Origin of the sequence: Pseudonocardia ailaonensis (assembly GCF_039531635.1) — a bacterium.
Lineage (GTDB): Bacteria > Actinomycetota > Actinomycetes > Mycobacteriales > Pseudonocardiaceae > Pseudonocardia > Pseudonocardia ailaonensis.
In genome coordinates, this window is sequence record NZ_BAAAQK010000012.1 from 360,798 (window position 1) to 381,928 (window position 21,131).

Consider the following 21,131-nt stretch of genomic DNA (forward strand, 5'->3'; position numbering starts at 1 on the left):
GTGTGACCGAATCGTGATGATCGCCCCGTAACTTTATCGATTCACCATGCTTCACATCACACAGATTTTCCGCATACGTTGTCGCCCACAACATTCACCCGGCGTCCAACCGCGTCGGGGCCACATCGGCGTGGAGGACTGGATGCGGATTCGGAAGGCGGCGCTCACAGCGACGCCGCGAGTACTGGCTGCTGCGGGTCTGGGCCTCGTCCTGACCCTCAGCGCGTGCGGGGCGAACAGCTCCGGGGGCTCCTCGAGCGGATCGGGCGGGGCCTCGGCGGCCCCGGCGGCCGGTGGGGTCAAGGTCGGCGTCATTCTCCCCGAGACGGACACGTCCGCCCGCTGGGAGGGCTTCGACAAGCCGATGCTCGACAAGGCCATGCGGGCCGCGGGCCTGGACCCGGACATCCAGAACGCGCAGGGCGACGAGCAGAAGTTCTCGACCCTCGCCGACGGGATGATCTCCTCGGGCGTGAAGGTGCTGGTCATCGCGTCGATCAGCTCCGACGGCGGCTCCGCCGTGGCCGCCAAGGCCAAGGCCCAGGGCATCCCGGTCATCGACTACGACCGGCTCAACCTCGGCGGCACCAGCGACTACTACGTCAGCTTCGACAACGAGAAGGTCGGGGCGCTGCAGGGCCAGGGCCTCGCCCAGGCGCTGACCGGTAAGCAGGGCGCCCAGGTGATCGAGATCGAGGGCGCGCCGACGGACAACAACGCGACGCTGTTCTACAACGGCCAGCAGACCGTGCTCAAGCCGATGTACGACTCGGGCGCGCTCAAGCTGGTGCAGAAGCAGGCCATCGACAAGTGGGACAACCAGGTCGGCGGCCAGACCTTCGAGCAGATCCTCACCGGCAACGGCGGCAAGGTCGACGGCGTCGTCGCCGCGAACGACGGCCTGGCCGGCGCGATCGTCACCGTGCTGACCAAGTACGGCCTCAACGGCAAGGTGGCCCTGACCGGCCAGGACGCCACGGCGGACGGTCTGCAGGCCATCCTGCGCGGCGACCAGTACATGACGGTCTTCAAGCCGATCCAGCAGGAGGCGGACTCGACGGCGAAGCTCGCCGCGGCCCTGGCCAAGGGGGACAAGGCCACCGCGGACTCCACCGCCACCCAGACGGTCAACGACCCGAAGGGCAACCGTCAGGTCAAGTCGGTGCTGCTCACCCCGCAGCTGATCACCAAGGACAACGTCAAGGTGGTCACCGACGCCGGGTACGTCAAGGCGAGCGAGATCTGCGTGACGGCCACCCAGGCGGCCTGTGCCGCGGCCGGCATCAAGTAACGACGACCAGGGCGCGCGGCCGGGACCCGGCCGCGCGCCCTCGCACGGAGGGCCGCGCATGTCCGAACCCATCCTGCAGCTGCGAGGCGTGTCGAAGAGCTTCGGCGCGGTCCAGGTGCTCCACGACGTCGACCTCACCGTGCGGGCGGGCGAGGTCACCGCGCTCGTCGGCGACAACGGCGCGGGCAAGTCCACGCTGGTCAAGTGCGTCGCGGGCATCCACCCGATCGACGACGGGGAGATCGTCTTCGACGGCCGGGCCGTGACGATGAGCGCTCCCGCGGACGCCGCGAAGCTCGGGATCGAGGTCGTCTACCAGGACCTCGCGCTCGCCGACAACCTCGACATCGTCCAGAACATGTTCCTCGGCCGGGAGCGCGGGAAGCCGTGGCTCCTCGACGAGGCCGACATGGAGCAGGCGGCGAGGCGAACCCTCGCGTCCCTCTCCGTCCGGACGGTGACGAGCGTCCGCACCCCGGTCGCGTCGCTGTCCGGTGGCCAGCGGCAGACCGTCGCGATCGCCAAGGCCGTGCTCTGGGACTCCCGGGTCGTCCTGCTCGACGAGCCGACGGCGGCGCTCGGCGTCGCCCAGACCCGCCAGGTCCTCGACCTGGTGCGCCGGCTCGCCGAGCAGGGCATCGGCGTGGTCCTGATCAGCCACAACATGGCGGACGTCTTCGAGGTGGCGGACCGCATCGCCACCCTCTACCTCGGCCGCATGGTCGCCGAGGTGCCCACGCGCGAGGTCACGCACGGGCAGGTCGTCGAGCTCATCACCGCAGGCCGGTCCGGGGATCTCGGGCTGGCGCGTCCCGAAGGAGTGGTCGGGGCATGACCGCCGACCTACTCACTCCCGCGGAGGCGGAATCATGACAGCACCCGAGAAGTCCGCCGCCGAGAAGGCCAACCCGGGCAACCGGGCCGCCGACTTCGGCATCGACACCACCGCCCGCACCACCGGCGAGGCGATCCGCGGCTACGTGTCGGGGCTGCGCAACGGCGAGCTCGGCTCGCTTCCCGCGCTGCTCGGCCTGGCCGCGCTGTTCATCCTCTTCACCGCCCTCGACCACGGCGGCACCTTCCCCAGCCTGCTGAACCTCGCCAACCTCCTCCAGCAGGGTGCCGGCCGGACCATCATCGCCATGGGCCTGGTGTTCGTGCTGCTCACCGGCGAGATCGACCTCGCCGCGGGTACCGCGTCCGGCCTGGCGGCGGCGCTCATGGCGCTGCACCTCGTGAGCGGCGGGAACCTGCTCGGCGCGATGGGCGGCTTCGTCTTCGTCGTGTTCGTGATCGGCCTCGTCGTCTGCGCCGGGCTGGCGATCTGGACGAAGGTCTGGGCGGGCGCGGCCGGGGCGTTGCTCGGGGCGGTGCTCCTGCTGGTCGGGGTGCCGCCCAACGCCTGGGTCGAGATGCTGCTCGCGATCTGCGTGGGCGTGGCGGTCGGCTGCCTCACCGGCTTCCTCGTGGCGCGGACGGGCATGCCCAGCTTCGTCGTCACCCTGGCGTTGTTCATCGCCTGGCAGGGCGTGATCCTGCAGCTCATCGGCGACGGCGGCACGCTGGGCCTGCGTGATCCCGTGATCAACGCGGTGGCCAACGGCAACCTGTCGACGCTCGGGTCCTGGCTGCTGTTCGTGGTCGCGGGCGGCGGGTACGCGGCCGTCCTGCTGCTGCAGCAGCGGTCCCGGCTGAGCAAGGGGCTCGTCGCGAAGCCGACCGGGCTCGTCCTGATCAAGGTCGGGGTGGTCCTGCTCCTCGGCGCGGCGGCGACGTACGCGCTGACGCAGGACCGGTCGCCGGGCATCATCAGCATCTCGGGTATTCCTTATGTCGTGCCGATTGTGCTGGTCCTCCTGATCCTGGGGACCTACGTGCTCGACCGGACGCGGTTCGGGCGGCACGTCTACGCGGTCGGCGGGAACCGGGAGGCGGCCCGGCGGGCGGGCATCGACGTCGTCCAGATCCGGGCGGCGGTGTTCGTGATCAGCTCGGCCTTCGCGGCGATCGGCGCGATCGTCTACTCGTCCAAGGTGGGCTCGGTGTCGCCGGCGGCAGGTGGCGGCAACACCCTGCTCTTCGCGGTCGGGGCGGCGGTCATCGGCGGGACGTCGCTGTTCGGCGGCCGCGGCCGGGTGTCCAACGCCGTGATCGGCGGGGCGGTGCTCGCGATGGTCGAGAACGGGCTGGGCCTGCTCAAGCAGCCGGCCGCGGTGGTCTTCGTGATCACCGGCCTGGTCCTGCTGCTCGCCGCGAGCGTCGACGTGCTGTCCAGGCGGAAGTCGGCGGCCGCCGGAAGGTGACCACGCCGCTTTCGGGTACGCGTCCCGACGACGCCCGCCGCCACAACCGCACCGCGCTGCTGCGCCGGCTGCACGTGGACGGGCCGTGCACGCGGGCGACCCTGGCCACCGAGCTGGGGCTCAACCGCAGCACGATCAAGGCGGTCGTCGACGGTCTGGCCGAGGCCGGGGTGGTGACGGAGGCCGTGCCGGCCCAGCGCAACGGGGCCGGCCGGCCGTCGCTGCTGGTGCTGCCGGAGGCGCACTCGGCGGTGGTGCTGGCCGTGGACGTCCGCGTCGACCAGGTCTCGATGGCCATGGTCGGCATCGGCGGGCAGATCCTCGGCCGGCACAGCTGGAACCTGCACCGCACCACGCGGCTGCCGGGCGAGGTGATCACCCACGTCGCCGAGTCCGCGCAGCTGCTCCGCGACGAGCTGGGGGTGCGGGAGCAGGGCGTCGGCGTCTCGGTGCCGGGCGTGATCCGGCGCTCGGACGGGATGGTGGTCGAGGCCCCGAACCTCGGCTGGCGGGACGTCTCCCTCGCCACCCGGCTCGCCGCCGTCCTCGGCTCGCCGACCGCCGTCGGCAACGACGGGGACCTCGGCGCGCTCGCCGAGCACGTCCGCGGTGCCGCGCGCGACGCGTCCGACCTGATCTACCTGTCGGCGGACGTCGGGGTGGGCGGCGGCGTGATCCTCGACGGGATGCCGGTGCGCGGCAACGGCGGGTACGTCGGCGAGATCGGGCACATGATCGTCCGGCCGGGTGGGCGGGCGTGCTTCTGCGGCGAGCAGGGGTGCTGGGAGACCGAGGTCGGCGAGCCCGCGCTGTGCCGGGCGCTCGGGCTGCCCGAGGACACCCCGCGCGGGGTGCTCGTGGCCGAGCTGCGCGACCTGGAGGCCCATCCCGGACGCCTCGACCTGCTGGCCGAGGTGGGGGAGTGGCTGGTCACGGGCCTGGTGACGGCGGTGAACATGCTCGCCCCGGAGCTCGTGGTGCTCGGCGACCTCTTCGCCGCCCTGCCCCCGACGCTCGTCGACCGGGTGCGCGACGACCTCCGCCGCCGCAGCCTGGTCAGCCGCGCGGCGGGCGGCACCCGGATCGCGGTGTCGCCCCTGGGCCGGGACGGCAAGCTCGTCGGCGCCGCGGAACTCGCCTTCGAACCCGTCCTCGGCGCGGTCTGACGGGGTGGGTCAGCCGGCGGTCGGGACCGTGGCCGGGTTCCCGGTGGTCAGGTCCAGGACCGTGAGGGTCGGCCGGGCCGCCTCCGCCGGGCTCACCGTGACCACGTTCGTCGGGGCGAAGAAGGACCAGGGATCACCGAGGAAGCCCCCCGCCCGGTCCGGGACCGTGCCACGGCGCAGGGGATTCCCGTTCTGGCACTTGACCGTCGGTTCCCCGTGGGCGTCGACGAGGATCGCGGTGCCGGCCTGCAGCACCACCGGGTTCGCGACGTCCGCGCCCCGGGCGAAGGTGTGCTCCACCACGGCGAGGTCCGAGCGCAGCAGGACGGGGACGAGGCCGGTGGCGTCGGGCCTCCCGAGCACGCCGCTCCAGGCCTGGGCCCGCGCCGCGTCGGTCTTCAGGGCCGCGCTCAGCCCGGCCGCGTCGCACGCGGGGGCGGCGCCGGGGCGCGCGTAGAGGTTCTCGGCGTCGCCGGCCTGGTCCCCGCTCAGGCCCGCGGGCGGGATCAGCCCGGCCTGGTCCGTGCCCATCGGGCGGGTGTAGGGCGAGACGCCCGGTACCGACGTCCCCTCGAGCCGGACGGGCGGGGTCAGCGGGCTCGACGACAGGCCCGCCCAGGCCGCGGCACCGGCGAAGACCAGCGCGGCGGCGGCTCCGGCCAGCACGAACAGCGTCCCGGTGCGGCGGGGACGGGTGGTGGGCATCGGAACCTCTCTCGCGGTCGGCGGAAGCGCGGGAAGCGTGGCACGGCGCCCGGCCGTTCCGCGAGGGGGCTGGCCCCACCAGCCGAACCCGGTCAGGTGGGTACGGAGAACAGCACGCGTTCCCAGCGCAGCCGGCGAGACCACCAGCGCCGGCGGACGGCGACCCAGCGGGTGCGGCAGACGCAGGTGAACTCGTCCCCCGGGGAGCACGGCTCCGGCGGCACGCAGACGTGCACCCGTCACCTCCCTCGCCGCTGATCCTCACCCAGTGTCTTCTGCGTGGTCGCACAGTGTCCAACCGGATGTATCACCCCAGGTCAGCACCGTGTCTACCGTGCGCCGTCCCGGCCCGGACCGGCGCCCCCCGAGGCCTCGGGGGACAGCCCTACCGGAGCTCGGGGGTGCTCTCCGGACGGCCGGGGGCGCACTCCATCGTTCCGGACGGCCCGCCGCGGCAGAGTTCTCCTCACCAGAGCACGACCCGACCTGAAGGAGCCGGACATGACCAGCACCGCGACCACCACCGCCCTCCGGCTCGTCCGGCCCGCCACGACCACCCCCGAGATCACCCCCGAGATCTCGGTGATCGTCCCGACCTTCAACGAGTCGGGCAACATCGCGGAGCTCTTCACCCGGCTCGGTGCGGCGCTGGCCGGCCGTGCCGCCGAGGTCATCGTGGTCGACGACTCCACGGACGACACCCCCGCGGTGGTCCGCGCCGAGTCCGCCGGCCGCCCCTTCCCGGTCACCCTGATCCACCGCGAGACCCCCTCCGGCGGGCTCGGCGGCGCGGTCGTCGAGGGCCTGCGGGCCGCCCGCGCCCCCTGGGCCGTGGTCATGGACGGCGACCTGCAGCACCCGCCGGCCCTGGTCCCCGAGCTCGTCGCCGCGGCCGGCACCGGCACCCAGGTCGTCGTGGCCACCCGGTACGCCGAGGGTGGCGACGGCAGCGGGCTGGGCTCGACGTACCGCCACTTCGTCTCCCGCGCCTCGAAGGTCGTCGCGGCGGCGCTGCTGGGCGGCCCGGTGAGCCGGATGAGCGACCCGCTCTCGGGCTTCTTCGCCGTCCGCCCCGCCGCCCTGGACCTCGACGCCGTCGACCCGATCGGCTACAAGATCCTCCTGGAGCTGGTGGTCCGCTCCGGCCTCACCGAGGTCGCCGAGGTCGGCTTCACCTTCGGCCAGCGCCACGCCGGCGAGTCCAAGTCCACGGTCCGCGAGGGCCTGCGCTTCTTCAAGCACCTGGCGGTCCTGCGCACCAGCACCCTGCGCACCCGCCGCTCGCGGCGCTCGCCGCGCACGGCCTCCCGGCTCGCCCCGGTCGCGTATCCCCGGCCCGGTGTCGTCTCCCTCGACGAGCACCGGGCGAACTCGACCACCCACCGGCGTCACGTCTCGACCCTTTCGGACGAGTACGTCGTGACGGGGCCGTGTGTCATGGTTCCCGCACGTCGAGCTCGGACGAAGGCGGAGGCGGTCGGAACCGTGACCCTGCATGGCATGACGGTGGCCGACCGGCCCGGGTCGGTGGGCTGAACCGATGTCTTCCCGGATGTCGACGGAACGGGGCGCGGCCGGCGGGAGCGCGGTGCTCCTCGTGGGGATCGTGGTCACCGCCGCCCTGAACTACGGCCTGGGCGTCGCGCTCGCCTGGCTGCTCACCCCCTCCGCCTTCGGCGGCGTCGGGATGCTGCTCAACCTGCTGCTGCTCGCCACCTCGGTGCTCGCCGCCGGGTTCCCCTGGAGCCTCGCCCGGGCCGTCGCCCGCCGCGACCACGGGCCCGCGGAGAAGGAGGCGGCGGACGAGACCTTCCGCGCCGCGCTCGCGGGCAACGTCGGCCTCGGGTTCGTCCTGGCCGTCGTCTTCGGCGCCATCCAGCTGACGACCGGGGCCGTGCTCCCGGGCATCGGCACCGTCCCGACCGTCCTGGCGGCCGGGACCATCGTGCTGCTCGCGCTCGGCGCCGTGCTCCTCGGTGCGCTGCAGGGCAACCGCCGGTTCGACGCCGTGGGCGCCACCCGGGTGCTGGAGATCGTCGTCAAGGTGGTGGTGGCGCTCGGTCTGGTCACGCTCTTCGGGCTCGGGGTCTCCGGGGTCGCGATCGCGCTGTTCGTCAGCGCCGCGGTGTCCGCCGCCTGGGCCTGGTGGTCGCTGCGCGGGCGCCGCCCGGGCCGCGGCCGGATCGCGGGCCTGCGGGCCTTCGCGACCGCGGTGCCGATGGCGGTGGCCACCACCGGCTTCGGCCTGATGGGCACCCTCGACGTGCTGCTGCTCGGCACCGTCGGCGCCGGCCACGGGGTGACCGTGGCGACCGTCGGCGTCTACCAGGCGGCGGCGATCCTCGCCCGCGCCCCGTTCTTCGTCGGCTCCGCGTTGTCCGACGCCGTGTTCCCCTTCATCGCGGGTGCCCCCACGCTGCGGGAGGCCCACGCCAAGCTGATGACGGTCCTGCGCTGGGTCCCGCTCGCCCTGATCCCGATGCAGCTGGTCCTGCTGGTGACCCCCGCCTCCGTGCTCGATCTCGTGCTGCCCGCCGGCTACGAGGACGCCGCGCACCTCGCCCGCGTGATCACCATCGGCACCACGGGCCTGATCTTCGCGGACATGCTGCTCAAGGCGCTGTTCGCCCGCGGTTTCGCCGCCTCGGTGGCGCTGCGGGTGCCGGTGTCCGTGGCGGTGCAGCTGGCCGCGCTGCTCCTGCTCGTCCCGCGGCTCGGCGCGATCGGTGCGGCCTGGGCCTTCGCCGCCGGCACCTGGGCGACGGTCGCGCTGCTGGGCGTCGAGTACCTGCGGCGGTTCCGGCCGTCGGTGGTCCGGATCGGGACGGTCGTGCGGTGGCTCGTCCCGGTCGCCGTGCTGGTGGGGGTGCTGCTGCTCGCGGAGCGGGTGCCGGCGCCGTTCGACCTGCTCGTCGCGATCGGGGGGCTGCTGGTCTACGGGATCGGGATCCTGAGGCTGGGCCTGCTGACCGACGGCGAGATGGCGGTCCTGCGCTCGAGGCTGCCGGGCGGCCGTCCCGCCGCCCCGACCGCCGAGGCGACCGATCCCGCGCCCGCGGACCTGGCGCCCGGTGCGGCGACGGTCGCCGCCCCCGGGGCCGAGCGCCTCGCGCCGGATCACGCGGGGCGCGACCACGTCGTCCCGAGCCTGGTCGCGCGCACCGCCGCCGCCGGCCCCGTCGCGGAAGCCACGGCCGTGGGCCTGGAGATGCCCGGCGCGGCAGGGATCGTGGGTGAGGATGTCCCCCCTGGGGGCCACCACCACTCACAGGGGGTGTCGGAGTGACGCAGACCTGGTACCCGACCACCCCGCCGACCCCGCCGCCGCCGGCCCCGGCCGGGCCGTCCGGGCCGCCGCGGTCGGGGCGGATCGCCCGGGCCGAGCTGCTGATCATCCTCGGTGGCGCGGTGCTCGCCGGCGTCACGATGCTCTGGAACCTCTGGAACTCCCCGGACACCCAGTACGACGAGGTCGTCTACACCGAGGCCGCCCAGCAGGTCGCCCAGGGCTGGCACCTGACCTGGACGAACAGCCCGATGTTCGTCCATCCGCCGATCTCGTTCCTGGCCCAGGCGTTCTGGCTGCGGCTGACCGGCATGGCCCACGCCCCGTTGGCGGACGCGATCATCGCGGCCCGGTTCTTCACCGCCCTGATGATGGTCTTCGCGGTCCTGCTGCTCGGGCTGCTCGCCGCGTACCTGATGCCGGCGGCGTCGCGGCGGCGCGGGCTGGTCCTCGTCGGGCTGGTGCTCGTGCTGGCCGCGACGGACCCGGTGCTGCTGCGCTACGGCCGCCTCGCGCTGATCGAGCCGATCGCGCTGCTCGCCGGCATGCTCACGCTCTGCCTGGCGATCCGGCTGCGGGACTCCCGCCCGTTGATCTACGTCCCGGTCGTCGGGCTGGCCACGGGGCTGACGCTGCTGACCAAGGAGGTCACGGCGTTCATCATCTTCACCCCGGTGATCCACGCGCTGCTCGCCAAGGACAAGCGGGCGGTCGCGAAGACCCTCGGCGGGTTCGTCTGGGGTCTCGGGCTCTGGCTGCTGTTCCCGCTCTGGGCGGTCGCGCTGGGGCTGACCACGGACTTCGTCGACATGAAGTTCGCGACCTTCCAGCGGCTCGCGGGCGCCGTGCAGATCACCGGGCTGAACCGGCCCGGGGTGTCCCTCGTGGACTCGATCGCCGGGCAGCTCTCCGCCTACGCCACCTCGTACGTGTTCCTGCTGACCGGCGCGGTCGCGCTGCTGTGGCTGCTCACCCGGGCGGTGACCGGCGCCTCGCGCTGGATGCTGTCGTGGCTGGTCACGAGCTACGCGTTCGCCGCGTACATCGTGCTGATCGGCAGCCTCAACGAGCAGTTCTTCGTCTACATCCTGCCCGCGGCGCTCGTGGGCACCGTCATGATGGGGGACGCGGCCGCGGCCCGGCTGGGCACGAAGGGCGCCACCGCGGTGCTCGGCCTGCTGGCCGTCGCCGCGGTCGGGACCTCGCTGGTGGGGTGGGTGCGGCACTACTCCCTGGACAACCGGGGCGTGTTCGCCGTGGCCGAGATGGGCAACTCCCTGCCGGAGTGCACGACCATGGCGGTGACCGGCGACCCGGACAAGTACCAGTACCTGATGAACGGGCAGACCGCGGTGATGTTCGCGACCGGTGAGGGCGCGCAGGCCCACGGCGTGCACCTGTTCGTGCTCAGCGACAAGGACGTGGCCTCCGGCTTCGGCGACGCGACGACCGAGCTGACCGGCTGGGTGCGCTCGCACGGCGAGCTGGTCGCCTCCTACGACACCTTCACCTACAACGGCCTCGAGGTCTGGCGCACGCCGTTCGACTCCTACGATCCGCTCGCCGACACCGAGCCCTACCCGAACGGCACCTTCGTGATCACGGACGACAACCGCTGCGGCGGCTTCCCCGTCACGAACGGGCCGGGCGGGAACTTCACCGACGGTGTCGAGGCCCTGGGCGGCCGCGCCGTGGTCGGCGCGCCGATGACGTCGGTCTGGGCGGGCACGCAGGTGTTCACCGGCGCGGTGCTGAGCGCGGACCCGGGCGGGGTCGTCACGGCGAAGCCCGTGGTCACCGCCCTGTCCGTGACGCCGGAGTACCGGAAGGCGAACCTGCCCCCGGTAGGCGGGAACACGCGGCCGAGCGACCCGCTGATCACGGCGTACGCCCAGAAGGTCGGCGCCGCGCTCGGCGCCCCGATCGGCCCGGTGTCCACGATGGAGGACGGCTGGGTGCGGCAGGCGTTCGCCGGCGGGGTCGTGGAGCACGGGCCCGACGCGAAGACCGTCCGGCTCGCGCCGATCGGGCAGCTCGCGCTGGACAGCGGGATCGTGAAGCCCTCGCTGCAGGCGCGGACCCCGCTCGCCGCGCCGCCGCTGCCCTCGAACCTGGGGCCGCCGCAGCCGACGTCGGTGCAGCCCTTCGTCACCGCGCTGCTCGCGGGCCTGGCGCTCTACATCGCGATCCCGGTCGTGGCGTTCGAGATCTCCCGGCTGGTGCGGCGCCCGGTCCCGAAGGGACGGAGGCCGTGAGCGGGCCGGAGCGTCCGGACCAGTGGCCGCCGCCGGGGGTGCAGGCGTGGCCGACGCCCGGGAACGGGGCCGGCCAGCAGGGATCGGGCCAGCAGGGATCGGAGCAGCAGGGATCGGGGCAGGTCGGAGCGGCGCCGCAGTACTCCGGCCAGCAGTACTCCGGCCAGCAGTACCCCGGCCAGCAGGCCCCGGCCGGCCAGCAGTACCCGCAGGCGGGGTCCGGTGCGGGGCAGTACCCGGGCCAGTACCCGGGACATCCCTCCGATCCGCAGTACGCGCCGTACCCGGGCGCCGGGCCGCAGGGCCACCCGGCGTACCCGCAGGCCGGGTCGTCCCCGCAGAACGGGCAGCCGCAGTGGGCCGGCCAGTACTCGCCCCAGTACGCGCAGCCGTGGGCGGGCCGGCCGGCCGCGACGGCGACGAAGCCCCCGCGGGAGCGGGGGACCCCGGCGCTCGGGAGGACCGAGCGCCTGAGGGCCCGGTCCATCGCGGTCCGGCTCGGGGTGCTCGTGCTGCTGCTCGCGATCGGGCTCGCCGTGCGGGCCACCGGGGTGCTCCATCCCGCCCCGCCCCCCGACGCCCTGCCGCCGCTCGAGGCGGTCGCCCGGGTGCTCCCGGACGTCATCCGCGCCGACACCCCGCTCGAGCCGCAGTACGGGCAGCTGCGCGACCAGTTCGGCGTCAAGGGGATCGTGATGATCGGGATCCCCGGGGTCGAGGAACAGGCCGTGACCCAGGCGCTCGGGCTCGACTTCGTCGCCGTCCGGGTCCCGGACGGCGAGGCCCCGACCGCCGAGCAGCTCACCCAGATCTCGGACTTCGTGAAGTCCGCCGGGGGCACGGTCCTGCTGCACGACGACACGGGCACCGGCCCCGTCGTCGTCACGGGTGCCCTGCTCCAGCTCCTCCGGGGGCAGCCGCTCGCCCAGGTCAGGGCGGGCCTCTCACCGACCGACACCCGCGGGCTCAGCCCCGCCCAGACCCAGGCCCTGACCGACGCCGCCGCCGCCCTCTCCGGCGCGGCCGCTCCCGGCAATCCCTATGCGACCCTTCGGAAGTGACGAGATGAGTGCGGCATGAACCCGGCGACCCGTCCCGCCCCGACCTCGGGGGCCACCCCGGTGTCCCGGGCCACCTGGCGCGAGGTGCTGGCGGCCGATCCCGAGGCGGTCGCCAGCCAGGCCCCCGAGTGGGTCGACGCGCTGGCCCCCCGCGGCTACACCGACGCCACCCGGCTCTACGCGCTCCCCGGCGGCCGCCGCGGCGTCCTGCCGCTGGTGGCGCGACGGCGCCTCGGAGTCCCGGTGAGCGAGGAGTCCTGGCCCTACGGCTGGGCCTACGGCGGCCTGCTCGTCGAGGGCGGTGAGCTCACCGAGGCCGACTGCCGGATCGTGCTGTCGGATCTCGCGCAGCGCCCCGCCGTGCTGCGCTCGGTGGTTCCCAACCCCTTGCAGGGCAAGGTCTGGTCGGCCGCCGCCGACTCGCTCGGGCTGCCCCTGCAGCGCGTGCGGTACCGCAGCCAGGTCGTGGACCTCGAGCCCGGTTTCGACGAGATCTGGGAGAAGCGCTACAAGCGCCAGGCCCGCAACTCGGTGCGCAAGGCCGAGAAGTTCGAGCTCGAGGTCCGCCGCGAGGACGGCGCCGCGGCGAGCCTCCCGGGCCGTGGCATCTCGATCTTCGCGGACCTCTACGCGCAGTCCGTGGACCGCTGGGCCGAGCACCGCGGGCAGCCGCTGGTGATCGCCCGCCGGCTGGCCGCGCACCGGGACCGGGCGGGTCAGGTCGCCGCGGTGGCGAAGGCGCTGGGGGAGAACTGCGTGGTGTGGTCGGTGCTGCAGGAGGGGCGGCCGGTCGCGGTGAACGTGGTGCTGCAGCGGGGCCGGCACGCGCTCGGCTGGATGTGCGCGATGGACACCGAGCTGGCCCGCACGACCCTCGCGACCTACCTGCTGCACTCCGTCGCGATCAAGGACGCCTGCGAGCACGGCGTGCGCTGGTTCCACATGGGCGAGTCGGACAGCGGCTCGGGCCCGGAGCACTTCAAGGCCTACTTCGGCGCCTTCCCGGTCGACTACGAGGTGCTGCGCTTCGAGCGGCTCCCGCTGTCGAGGACGGAGAAGGGCCTGCGGGTGGCCTACGGCAAGGCGGGCGAGGCGACGTCCGCCGCCAAGGCCAAGGTCGCGGAGCTCCGGGCGCGCAGGGCGGGCGGACCCGCGGCGACCCCGGAGGTAGCGGACGAACCCGCGGCCGGGAAGCCGGACCGGGCCGAGCCCGCGGCGGAGAAGCCGGCCTCGGTCAAGTCCGGAGCGGAGAAGCCGGCCGCAGTGAAGCCGGCTGCGGCGAAGCCGGCTGCGGCGAGGCCCTCCGTGGTCGAGCCGGCGGCACCCGCGGCCGAGAAGCCGGGCTCGGGCTCGTGAGCCGCGTCGTCCTGTCCATCTACGACGACGTCGGCAACCCCCACTACGGCGGCGGCGGGCCCCGGATCGTCCACCGGATCGCGCAGGAGCTGGCGGCCGAGCACGAGGTCCGCGTCTACGTCGGGTCGTACACCGGCAGCGGCCGGCACGCCGAGCGCGACGGCATCCGCTACACGTTCGTCCCCGTCGGCTGGGCGGGCCCCCGCGCCGGGCAGCTGCTGTTCGTGCTGTTCCTGCCGCTGGTGGTGCTGCTGCTCGGGCTTCGGGGGCGCCGCCCGGCGGCCTGGATCGAGAGCCTCACCCCGCCCGCGTCCGCCAGCCTGCTGCCGGTCCTGGGCCGGCTCGTCGGCACCCCCGTCGCGGGGCTGGTCCAGATGCTCTCCGGTTCGGACATGCAGCGGCGCTACGGGCTGCCGTTCGAGGCCGTCGAGAAGGTCGGGCTGCGGTTGTACCGGTACATCGTGACCCTCAACGACGTCGACGCCGCGATCGTGCGCGCCGCGAGCCCGCGCACCGCGGTCACGGTGATCCCCAACGCGATCGACCCGCCCGCCGAGGTGCCCACCGCGCCGGGCACGGGACGGGCCCTGTTCCTGGGCCGGATCGACGTCCGCCAGAAGGGTCTCGACCTGCTCTTCGAGGCGCTGCAGGGGTCCGGTGTGGAGCTCGATCTCGCCGGCTCCGGCACGCCGGCCGAGGAGGAGAAGCTGCGCGCCCTGCTCCCGGACGGGGTGCACCTGGTGGGCCGGGTCGAGGGGCAGGTGAAGGAGGACCTGCTGCGGGACTGCGCCTTCCTCGTCGTCCCCTCGCGCTACGAGACCTTCTGCCTCACCGCGCTGGAGGCCATGGCGTACGGGCGACCGGTCGTCCACTTCGGAATCGAGCGCAACTCCTGGATCGGCGACGGTGCCGGGATCCCGGTGCCGCCCTTCGAGGTCCCGGCGCTGCGGGAGGCGCTCCTGCGCCTGCACGGCGATCCCGCGCTGCGCGCGACGCTGGGCGCGGGCGCCCTGGAGCGCAGCCGGGAGTTCGACTGGACGACGGTGGGGCAGCGCTACCGCGACCTCGTCGCCGGCCTGGTCGGCGGCGGTCCGGGCGCGCCCGCGGCCCCTCAGCGCAGGATGCGGTTCCGGATCGCGGAGAGGCGGTCGCGGGTGTCGTCGGACAGCTTCTCCACGATCCGGGTGCGCAGCTCGCCCGCCGTCACCACCGCGGCGCGCTGGGCGGATCCGGTGCGGCGGTTCGGGAACAGCTGCATCCGCAGCTGCTCCCGCGTGCCGCTCGCGAGGTCCTTCTTGTACGCGTCGTTCTCGCCGAGCAGGTCCAGCTCGGTCACCGCCGGGTCGGCGAAGGCGTAGTCGATCAGATGGTGCATGATCACGATGCCCGGCCCGAGCTTCGCGCTCGCGTCGTCCATGCCGAGCTTGAGGAAGCTCAGGGTCCCGGCCTGCTCCACGAGGTAGCCGAAGCCCACGGCCCGGCCGCCCACGCGCAGGAAGGCCAGCCGCAGCAGGCCCTCGGAGGCCGCCCACTCCGCGGCGAGGTCGTAGAAGCGGGTGGTGGCCGGGTTGGACAGGATCGCCGAGCCCGCCGCGAGCTTCCACTCGCGCGCCTCGAGCCGGTAGCCCTCGGCCAGCAGGGCGGCCCGGTTCTCCCGGCCGTCCTGGACGTCGAGCACCAGCTCGCCCACCTCGGCGAGGCGCTTCTCCAGGCGGCGCAGGCCGTGCCGCTTGTTCTTCGACAGCCCGGCCCGGAAGGACGCGGCGTCGCCGACGCTCGTGTCGATGTAGGGCGAGCTGCGCAGGGTACGCCGCAGCAGTGCCGACCCGGCCCGCTCGGCGCCCTTGACCAGGGCATCGGTGCCGGCATCGGCCGCGGACAGGGCCGCGAGATCGATCGACGGGGCCCCCAGGCCCAGGAGGGTGTCCGCCAGCTCGGCGGCCGCCTCGGCGTCCGCGACCACGGGCGCGTACACGGCGGTCTCGGCGTTGGTGGCCGAGCGCAGTGTCAGGGCGCCCGCCAGCAGCGGCATGACGGCCACCAGCTCGCCGCCGCGCTCCACGGTGAGCAGGCGCACGGCGTCGGTCTTCCCGAAGGCCGTGGCCCAGGCACGCACCCAGCCGGGGCGCAGGAAGACCGGGGCGCCCGAGGCCAGGGCCAGTGCGTCCCAACGCTTGTCGAGCTCGGGATCGAGCCCCTGCAGTTCCTTGCCCGCGAACGGTCGCGTACCCACGGTGTGGCCTCTCCGGTCCCCCCGGGCCCGGCGGTCGGGCACGTGCTGACGTCAGCTGGGGCGAAGGCTATCCGGGCTCGTCGGGTGATGTCAGCGGCCCACGCGGGTGGTAGGTCCTAGTGGACGTGGACACTGCTCCGTCCGGCCGACACGCTCGTCCGATGAGGACCGTGCTGGCGCTGGTGGTGCTGGCGTTGCTGAGCGGCGCCTGCTCGGTCACCGGGACTCCGGTCCCCGCGCCGGCGGCGGGCTCCGGCCCGGTCTTCGGCGTGCTCGGCGCGCAGCAGGAGCACGCCGCCGAGGAGGTCCGGGCGGGCGTCCCGGCGGCGATGATCGAGATGTTCTGGGACCGGGCCGAACCCGCCGACGGCACCTTCGACCGGGACTACCTGCGCTCGGTCGCCTCGGAGGTCCGCGCGGCGAGGACCGCCGGGCGCACGGTGACGCTCGCGCTCGGCCTGCACTACGCGCCGCAGTGGCTGCTCGCGCGGCCCGGGGCGCGGTTCGTCGACCAGTCCGGCAAGGAGGCCGACCAGCCCGACCTGGTGTTCGACCAGGTCAACCGGACGAAGGCCGAGGAGTACCTGGGCGCGGTCGGGGACGCGATCGACCTCGCCGGGGTGAGCGCGATCCGGCTCACGTCGGGCGGCAACGCCGAGATCCTCTACCCGGGCGGCAACTCCTACTGGGCCTACGGCGAGGGCGCGCAGAACGGGCCGGAGAAGCCGGCGTCGCTGCGGCCGAACCCGATGCCGGGCTGGCGGCCGGGCGATCCCGCGCCCCAGGCGCAGGTGCGGGCCTTCGCGGACTGGTACGTCACCGCGCTCGACGACGTCGTGGCCTGGCAGGCGAACGTGCTCTCCTCACGGGGCTTCCGCGGCGAGTACCAGCTGCTCACCCCGGGCGTCGGGGTGCTGCCCGCGCAGTACGACGACGCAGTGCGCGGCGGCCTGCCGCCGGGCCTGCTGGGCAGCGGGGCGGCCTGGGCGACCTTCTACGCCGGGCTGCCGCAGCGCGCGGACCTGGTGGCGTACACGCCGTCCGTGGCCGACGGCTCCGGGGACGACGGCGCGTGCACCCCCGCGGATGCCCGCGTCTCCCTGACCTCGGACGACGTCCAGGACTGGTCGGCCGTCCGGTGGCTCACCCGGCTCGCCACGGAGCACGGCCTGCCGATCTCGGGGGAGAACCCGGGCTGGCAGCAGCCGGGCTCCTCGGAGTCGAGCTACCAGGACACCTCCGACGGCGGCATGCTCGCCACCGCGGTGCGCCAGGTCCGGGCGTGCGGGCTGCGGACCTTCTACTGGGCCCACGACGAGCAGCTGTGGGACGGGACGCTGCCCTTCTCCGCCTACGCGGCCGCGATCGGCTCGAAGTAGGTCTCGGGCCGCTCCGGCACCACGCCGCCCTCGAACAGGGCTGCCACCTGGGTGGCGTAGCCCTCGACGAGGCCGATCTTCTCGGGCGCCGGGTCGACGGTCCAGCGGGTGAGGTCGCGGCGGGCCCGGAACCGCGGGTCCGGGCTGCCGCCGCGGAAGTCGTACGGGAAGTCCGAGAAGTAGACGATCTTCTCGGCCCACTGCTCGCCGATCCGGCGGGTGAGCAGGTGGTCCACGTGCTTCCCGACGCCGATCGGCACGAAGATCAGCGCGGCCTCGGCGGCGGGGCCGGCGAGTGCCTGGGCGAGGGGCCCGGCGACGTCGCGGTCCCCGCGGGAGACCCGGCCGAGCGAGATGTCGAAGCGGTACGTCGGGTAGCGGTGCACCAGCTCGGGGATCCGCGCGAGCGGGGTGCCGGCGAGGCGGGTCCGCTTGCGGAACAAGGCATCCACCCCGCCCAGGTGCAGCCCGCGCGCCCCGATCTGCTCGAGGACGGCGAGGTCCTCGGCCTGGCGGTCGGCGAACAGGCTGGGGATGCCCGCGGCCCCGCACTGCCGCACGAAGTTCCGCGCGGCCAGCGTGTAGGGCGGGTCGTCGCCCTCGGTGAAGAGGGTGGCGACGGTGAGCGGACAGCGGCCCGCCACCGCGGTCATCAGCGAGCCGCAGGACAGGACCCCGTCGTCGAGGTGGGCGGAGAGGAACAGCAGGGGGGCGCCGGCGTCGACGGCGGCCGTCAGACGAGGCGAGTCGGGCAGGCGCACGAGGACTCCGGGAGGGACGCGGCGAGGGTCGTGACGGCCGGTGAGCCGGGGGCGGGCAGGCCGTTCGTGGTGGGCTTGACCCGGTTGAACACCACGAACCCGATCACCACGAGCGCCACGACGACGGCGAGCACCGCCACCGCGATCGCCAGGGTGCGGCCCAGGGAGGACTGCTCGGGCCACTCGGTCCGGTCGTCGGCGTCGCCGCTGCCCGTGCTCCTGCTGCTCGTGCCCCTGCCGCCCGTGTCCCGGCTGCTCGCGGCCTTCTGTGCCGGAGGGGGTGCCTGGGCCGCGCCGCGGGGCGGTGGGCCGACGGCGGGACGGGGCGGGGGTGCGGCGGCGCGCGGGGGTGCGGGGCGGCTCGGTGCGGGCGCCTGCGCGCCGTAGGACGGGGCGGGGGGCGCCGGCGGGCTGTAGGAGGCGGGGGGCTGCGCCGGGGGGAGGGCCACCGGCGGCTGGGGCGCGGATGGCTGGGGCGCGGGGTACTGGGGTGTCGGGTACTGCGGCGCCGCCGGGTACTGCGTCGCCGGGTACTGCGCCGCCGGGTACTGGGGGGCGGGTGGTGCAGGGGCCTGGGCCGCGGACGGCGGGGATGCCGGCGGCTGGGGTGTCGGCGGCGGGGGTGTGGCCGCGCCGTACCCGGCCGCGGAGCCGCCGTAGCCGGACGGAGAGCCGCCGTACCCGCCGTAGCCGGAGGACGAGCTGTCGTAGTCCGTGGAGCCGCCGGAGCCGCCGGAGGAGCCGCCGTAGCCCGCGGAACCGCCGTAGGACGGGGAGTTGTGCCCGCCGCCCTGCCCCGGGTTCCCGCCCTGCGGCAGCGAGGGCGAGCCGCCCTGCCCGCCCGCCGCCGAGGGCGGGGGCGCGCTCGGTGCCGGCGAGGCGGCCGGAGCCTGGGGGGCCTCCTGGCGGGTGTAGGCCTCCGCGGCGGCCGGGAAGCCGCGCGGCGGGGTGAGCCCGGCCCCGGCCCAGGGCGGCGTGGCACCGTTCCCCGCAGCCGGAGCAGCCGGAGCAGCCGGAGCAGCCGGAGCAGCCGGCTGGGCCGCGGGTTGGACCGGCGGCGGCACGGGTTGCGGGGTGGGGGCGGGTGGCATCGCCACCGGGGGCTGGGCGGGCGTGGGCCGGATCATCGCCGTCGCCTGCGCCGGGGCCGGGCCCGCCGCGAGGGCGAGCGCCGCCGCCCCGAGGGCCGCGGCGGGTTCCGTCACGATCTCGACGGGGGCCCCGCGCCCGTCGCTGCTCTCCGCGGCCAGCGCCTCCGTGACCATCTGCGCCACCAGCGGGATCCGCGCCGATCCGCCGACGAGCAGCACCCCGGCGAGCTCCCCGGGCGCCACCCGGGCCGCGCGCAGGGCACGGACCAGCGCCCCGACCGTCGACTCGACCGGGGCGCGCAGCATCGCCTCGAGCTCCACGCGGGTGAGCGTGATCTCCAGGTGCTTGCCCGGGAGGTACACGGGCAGGTCCACCTCGGCGTCGACGCTGAGCGTCTCCTTCGCGAGCGTGACCTCCTCGCGCAGCCGGGCCAGCGCGGTCACCGACTGCGGGTCCTTCGCGTCCAGGGCGGAGATCGCCCCGTCCGTCTTGTAGTCCACGTGCCGCAGGATCGCCTCGTCGAGGTCCATCCCGCCGAGCCGCTCGACGCCCTCACCGGGACCGATCGCCGTCATCCCGGCCGGTCCGCGGCGCAGCACCGCCGAGTCGAAGGTGCCGCCCCCGAGATCGTGCACCGCCAGGACGGCACCCTCGGGCAGCTCGCGGGCCAGCGCGAACCGGGTCGCGACGGCCTCGGGCTCGGTGACCAGCAGCGGCGACGGCACCCCGGCCCGCTCGGCGACGTCCGCCAGCAGCCGGACCTTGGTCGGGCCCCAGTTGGCGGGGCGGGTGAGGGCGATCCGCTCCGCGGCGCCGCCCTGCTCACCGGTCACGCGCGCGACGACGTCGGACAGGATCCGCGCCATCAGGTCCGCGACGCCGTAGGGCTTGCCGTCGAGCATCACCGGGGTGGGCTCGCCGAGCCGCCGGCGCAGCGCGCGCACGGTGCGCTCGGGGGCGGTGGCGGCCCGGCGCGCGGCGGCGTCGCCGGTGAGCAGCGTGCCGTCCGAGGTCAGGTGCACCACGGCGGGCACGCCCGGGGAGCGGTCCCCGAGCATGACGGTCTCGGGGCCCGAGGGGAGGCCGACCGCGGCCGCCACCGTCGTCGTCCCGAGATCGACCGCGAGGCCGTAACGCACCGCCACCTCCTGGGCCGCCGGTCGGGCGGGATCGTCGCCGTCGGCCTCGCGCGAAGCTCCCGGGGCCGAATGTGGGCTCCCCGGGCTTCTCCCGGACGCCCTGCTCGGCAAGACTACGGGGGAGCGACCGGGGGAGGCAGAGGTGCGGCTGTGCAGGACGCTGGTCACCGGCCTGTCCCTCCTCTCCGTCGTCACTGTTCTGCTGGTGGGGCTCGCCGGTGCGGCGGCCGCCGATGTCGTGCTCTCCCCGGACCACACCGAGGCCGGGGCCACGGACGTCACGGTCACCTTCCGGCTGAAGGCGGACGACCCGGGTGATCCGGTCGTGTCGCTGCGGGCGGAGCTGCCGAGCGCCCGGCCGTTGCAACAGGTCCGGGTCCCGGCCCCGGCCGGCTGGCAGGTGGCCACGACCCCCGGGCCCTCCGGTGAGCTCGGGACGGTCGAATGGACGGCCTCCGAGGGCAGCGCGGCCGGGGCCGACCCGGTCGACCTCGTGCTGCAGGTCGGCCGGATGCCCGACGGCGCCGGTCCGGTCCGGTTCCGGCTCCTGCAGACCACCCGTTCCGGGGCGACGACGGCCTGGACGGACATCGAGCCGGCCGGTCAGGCGCCGCCGGCCCACGGGGACCTGTTGCTGCCCTTCGGTGCCCCGGTGGCCGCCGCGCCGCCCGTGGCCGGACACGACCACGACAGCGGCGCCCGGAACGTCACCCTCATGGCCCCCGCGGGAGCGGCCGGGATCACGGCGACGGTGGTGGCCGCCCTCCTCCTCGCCGGCCTGGTCGCCTGGGTCGTGTGGGCCCTGGGGCGCTGGCAGCGCGAGCGGTTCTCGAAGCTGCATCGCTGACCGGGAAGGCCGCCATCACGCGGCCAGCAGGGCGCGGCCGGAGGCGGTGAGCGACACCGCGGCGTCGGCGGCACCGTCGATCAGGCCGGCGTCGGCGAGGCGGGGCCCGGCGAACGGGTCGGCGAGGAACAGCCCGTCGACGACGAGGGCGGAGCGGCCCGACAGCCGCACGCGGCCCGCGTCGACGGCCCGCAGGACGGCCCGGTCGCGGCTGGAGAGGGAGAGGATCGTGGCGTTCATGGCGGGCTCCTTCCGGC

Annotated in this window: 17 protein-coding genes and 1 pseudogene; 12 read left to right on the forward strand and 6 right to left on the reverse strand. The window is 74.7% G+C overall.

Annotation, left to right across the window (positions count from 1 at the left end):
- The first annotated feature begins 142 nt into the window (after positions 1-142).
- From ABD324_RS20235 to ABD324_RS20250, 4 genes are read left to right on the forward strand one after another with little or no spacing between them, the layout of a single operon-like run.
- A complete protein-coding gene (locus ABD324_RS20235) occupies positions 143-1,291 on the forward strand; it encodes a sugar ABC transporter substrate-binding protein (protein WP_344419195.1) in 1,149 nt (382 codons plus the stop codon).
- 58 nt (positions 1,292-1,349) lie between these two features.
- On the forward strand, positions 1,350-2,126 hold the full coding sequence (locus ABD324_RS20240; protein ID WP_344419197.1) for an ATP-binding cassette domain-containing protein: 777 nt from the start codon (positions 1,350-1,352) through the stop codon (positions 2,124-2,126).
- A 34-nt stretch (positions 2,127-2,160) separates the two neighbouring features.
- Positions 2,161-3,594, forward strand: a complete 1,434-nt coding sequence (locus tag ABD324_RS20245) for a sugar ABC transporter permease (protein ID WP_344419200.1) — start codon at positions 2,161-2,163, stop codon at positions 3,592-3,594.
- Positions 3,591-4,760, forward strand: a complete 1,170-nt coding sequence (locus ABD324_RS20250; protein ID WP_344419202.1) for an ROK family protein — start codon at positions 3,591-3,593, stop codon at positions 4,758-4,760. The genes ABD324_RS20245 and ABD324_RS20250 overlap by 4 nt, the downstream gene beginning before the upstream one ends.
- 9 nt (positions 4,761-4,769) lie before the next feature.
- Here the strand turns inward: ABD324_RS20250 and ABD324_RS20255 are convergent, their stop codons facing one another.
- Positions 4,770-5,465: a DUF6777 domain-containing protein gene (locus ABD324_RS20255; protein ID WP_344419204.1), complete on the reverse strand. Its 696-nt coding sequence runs from the start codon at positions 5,463-5,465 to the stop codon at positions 4,770-4,772.
- A 92-nt stretch (positions 5,466-5,557) separates the two neighbouring features.
- Positions 5,558-5,701 carry a hypothetical protein gene (locus tag ABD324_RS20260; protein ID WP_344419207.1) on the reverse strand — a complete coding sequence of 48 codons (144 nt, stop codon included), beginning with the start codon at positions 5,699-5,701 and terminating at the stop codon, positions 5,558-5,560.
- Positions 5,702-5,966: 265 nt separating this feature from the next.
- On the opposite strand from ABD324_RS20260, the gene ABD324_RS20265 reads away from it, so the two are divergent.
- The 6 genes and pseudogenes from ABD324_RS20265 to ABD324_RS20290 form a co-directional block, all read left to right on the forward strand.
- The gene (locus ABD324_RS20265; RefSeq protein ID WP_344419210.1) at positions 5,967-7,001 is read left to right on the forward strand and encodes a polyprenol monophosphomannose synthase; all 1,035 of its coding nucleotides are present in this window, start codon (positions 5,967-5,969) and stop codon (positions 6,999-7,001) included.
- A 4-nt stretch (positions 7,002-7,005) separates the two neighbouring features.
- A complete protein-coding gene (locus ABD324_RS20270) occupies positions 7,006-8,751 on the forward strand; it encodes an oligosaccharide flippase family protein (RefSeq protein WP_344419212.1) in 1,746 nt (581 codons plus the stop codon).
- Complete coding sequence (locus ABD324_RS20275; protein ID WP_344419214.1) at positions 8,748-11,006, forward strand: ArnT family glycosyltransferase; 2,259 nt, start codon at positions 8,748-8,750, stop codon at positions 11,004-11,006. Before ABD324_RS20270 ends, ABD324_RS20275 begins: the two co-directional genes overlap by 4 nt.
- Positions 11,003-12,067, forward strand: coding sequence for a protein-tyrosine phosphatase family protein (locus ABD324_RS20280; RefSeq protein WP_344419217.1), 1,065 nt, complete (start codon positions 11,003-11,005; stop codon positions 12,065-12,067). Before ABD324_RS20275 ends, ABD324_RS20280 begins: the two co-directional genes overlap by 4 nt.
- Positions 12,068-12,082: 15 nt before the next feature.
- Positions 12,083-13,423, forward strand: a complete 1,341-nt coding sequence (locus tag ABD324_RS20285; protein ID WP_344419220.1) for a GNAT family N-acetyltransferase — start codon at positions 12,083-12,085, stop codon at positions 13,421-13,423.
- A 392-nt stretch (positions 13,424-13,815) separates the two neighbouring features.
- Positions 13,816-14,418, forward strand: a pseudogene (locus ABD324_RS20290) (glycosyltransferase); the annotation flags it as partial.
- A 116-nt stretch (positions 14,419-14,534) separates the two neighbouring features.
- On the opposite strand, the gene ABD324_RS20295 reads toward ABD324_RS20290, so the two are convergent.
- Positions 14,535-15,656 carry a GNAT family N-acetyltransferase gene (locus tag ABD324_RS20295; protein ID WP_344419223.1) on the reverse strand — a complete coding sequence of 374 codons (1,122 nt, stop codon included), beginning with the start codon at positions 15,654-15,656 and terminating at the stop codon, positions 14,535-14,537.
- A gap of 161 nt (positions 15,657-15,817) precedes the next feature.
- Between ABD324_RS20295 and ABD324_RS20300 the strand changes: the two genes are divergently transcribed.
- Complete coding sequence (locus tag ABD324_RS20300; RefSeq protein ID WP_344419225.1) at positions 15,818-17,035, forward strand: hypothetical protein; 1,218 nt, start codon at positions 15,818-15,820, stop codon at positions 17,033-17,035.
- On the opposite strand, the gene ABD324_RS20305 is transcribed toward ABD324_RS20300, so the two are convergent.
- Positions 17,008-17,796, reverse strand: a complete 789-nt coding sequence (locus tag ABD324_RS20305) for a hypothetical protein (RefSeq protein WP_344419228.1) — start codon at positions 17,794-17,796, stop codon at positions 17,008-17,010. The genes ABD324_RS20300 and ABD324_RS20305 overlap by 28 nt on opposite strands.
- Positions 17,769-20,027, reverse strand: coding sequence for an Hsp70 family protein (locus tag ABD324_RS20310; RefSeq protein WP_344419231.1), 2,259 nt, complete (start codon positions 20,025-20,027; stop codon positions 17,769-17,771). The genes ABD324_RS20305 and ABD324_RS20310 overlap by 28 nt, the downstream gene beginning before the upstream one ends.
- A gap of 142 nt (positions 20,028-20,169) precedes the next feature.
- Between ABD324_RS20310 and ABD324_RS20315 the strand changes: the two genes are divergently transcribed.
- Complete coding sequence (locus tag ABD324_RS20315) at positions 20,170-20,874, forward strand: DUF1775 domain-containing protein (RefSeq protein ID WP_344419234.1); 705 nt, start codon at positions 20,170-20,172, stop codon at positions 20,872-20,874.
- A 15-nt stretch (positions 20,875-20,889) separates the two neighbouring features.
- Here the strand turns inward: ABD324_RS20315 and ABD324_RS20320 are convergent, their stop codons facing one another.
- Positions 20,890-21,114 (reverse strand): hypothetical protein, encoded by a 225-nt coding sequence (locus tag ABD324_RS20320; protein WP_344419236.1) that lies wholly within the window; start codon positions 21,112-21,114, stop codon positions 20,890-20,892.
- Between the last annotated feature and the right edge of the window lie 17 nt (positions 21,115-21,131).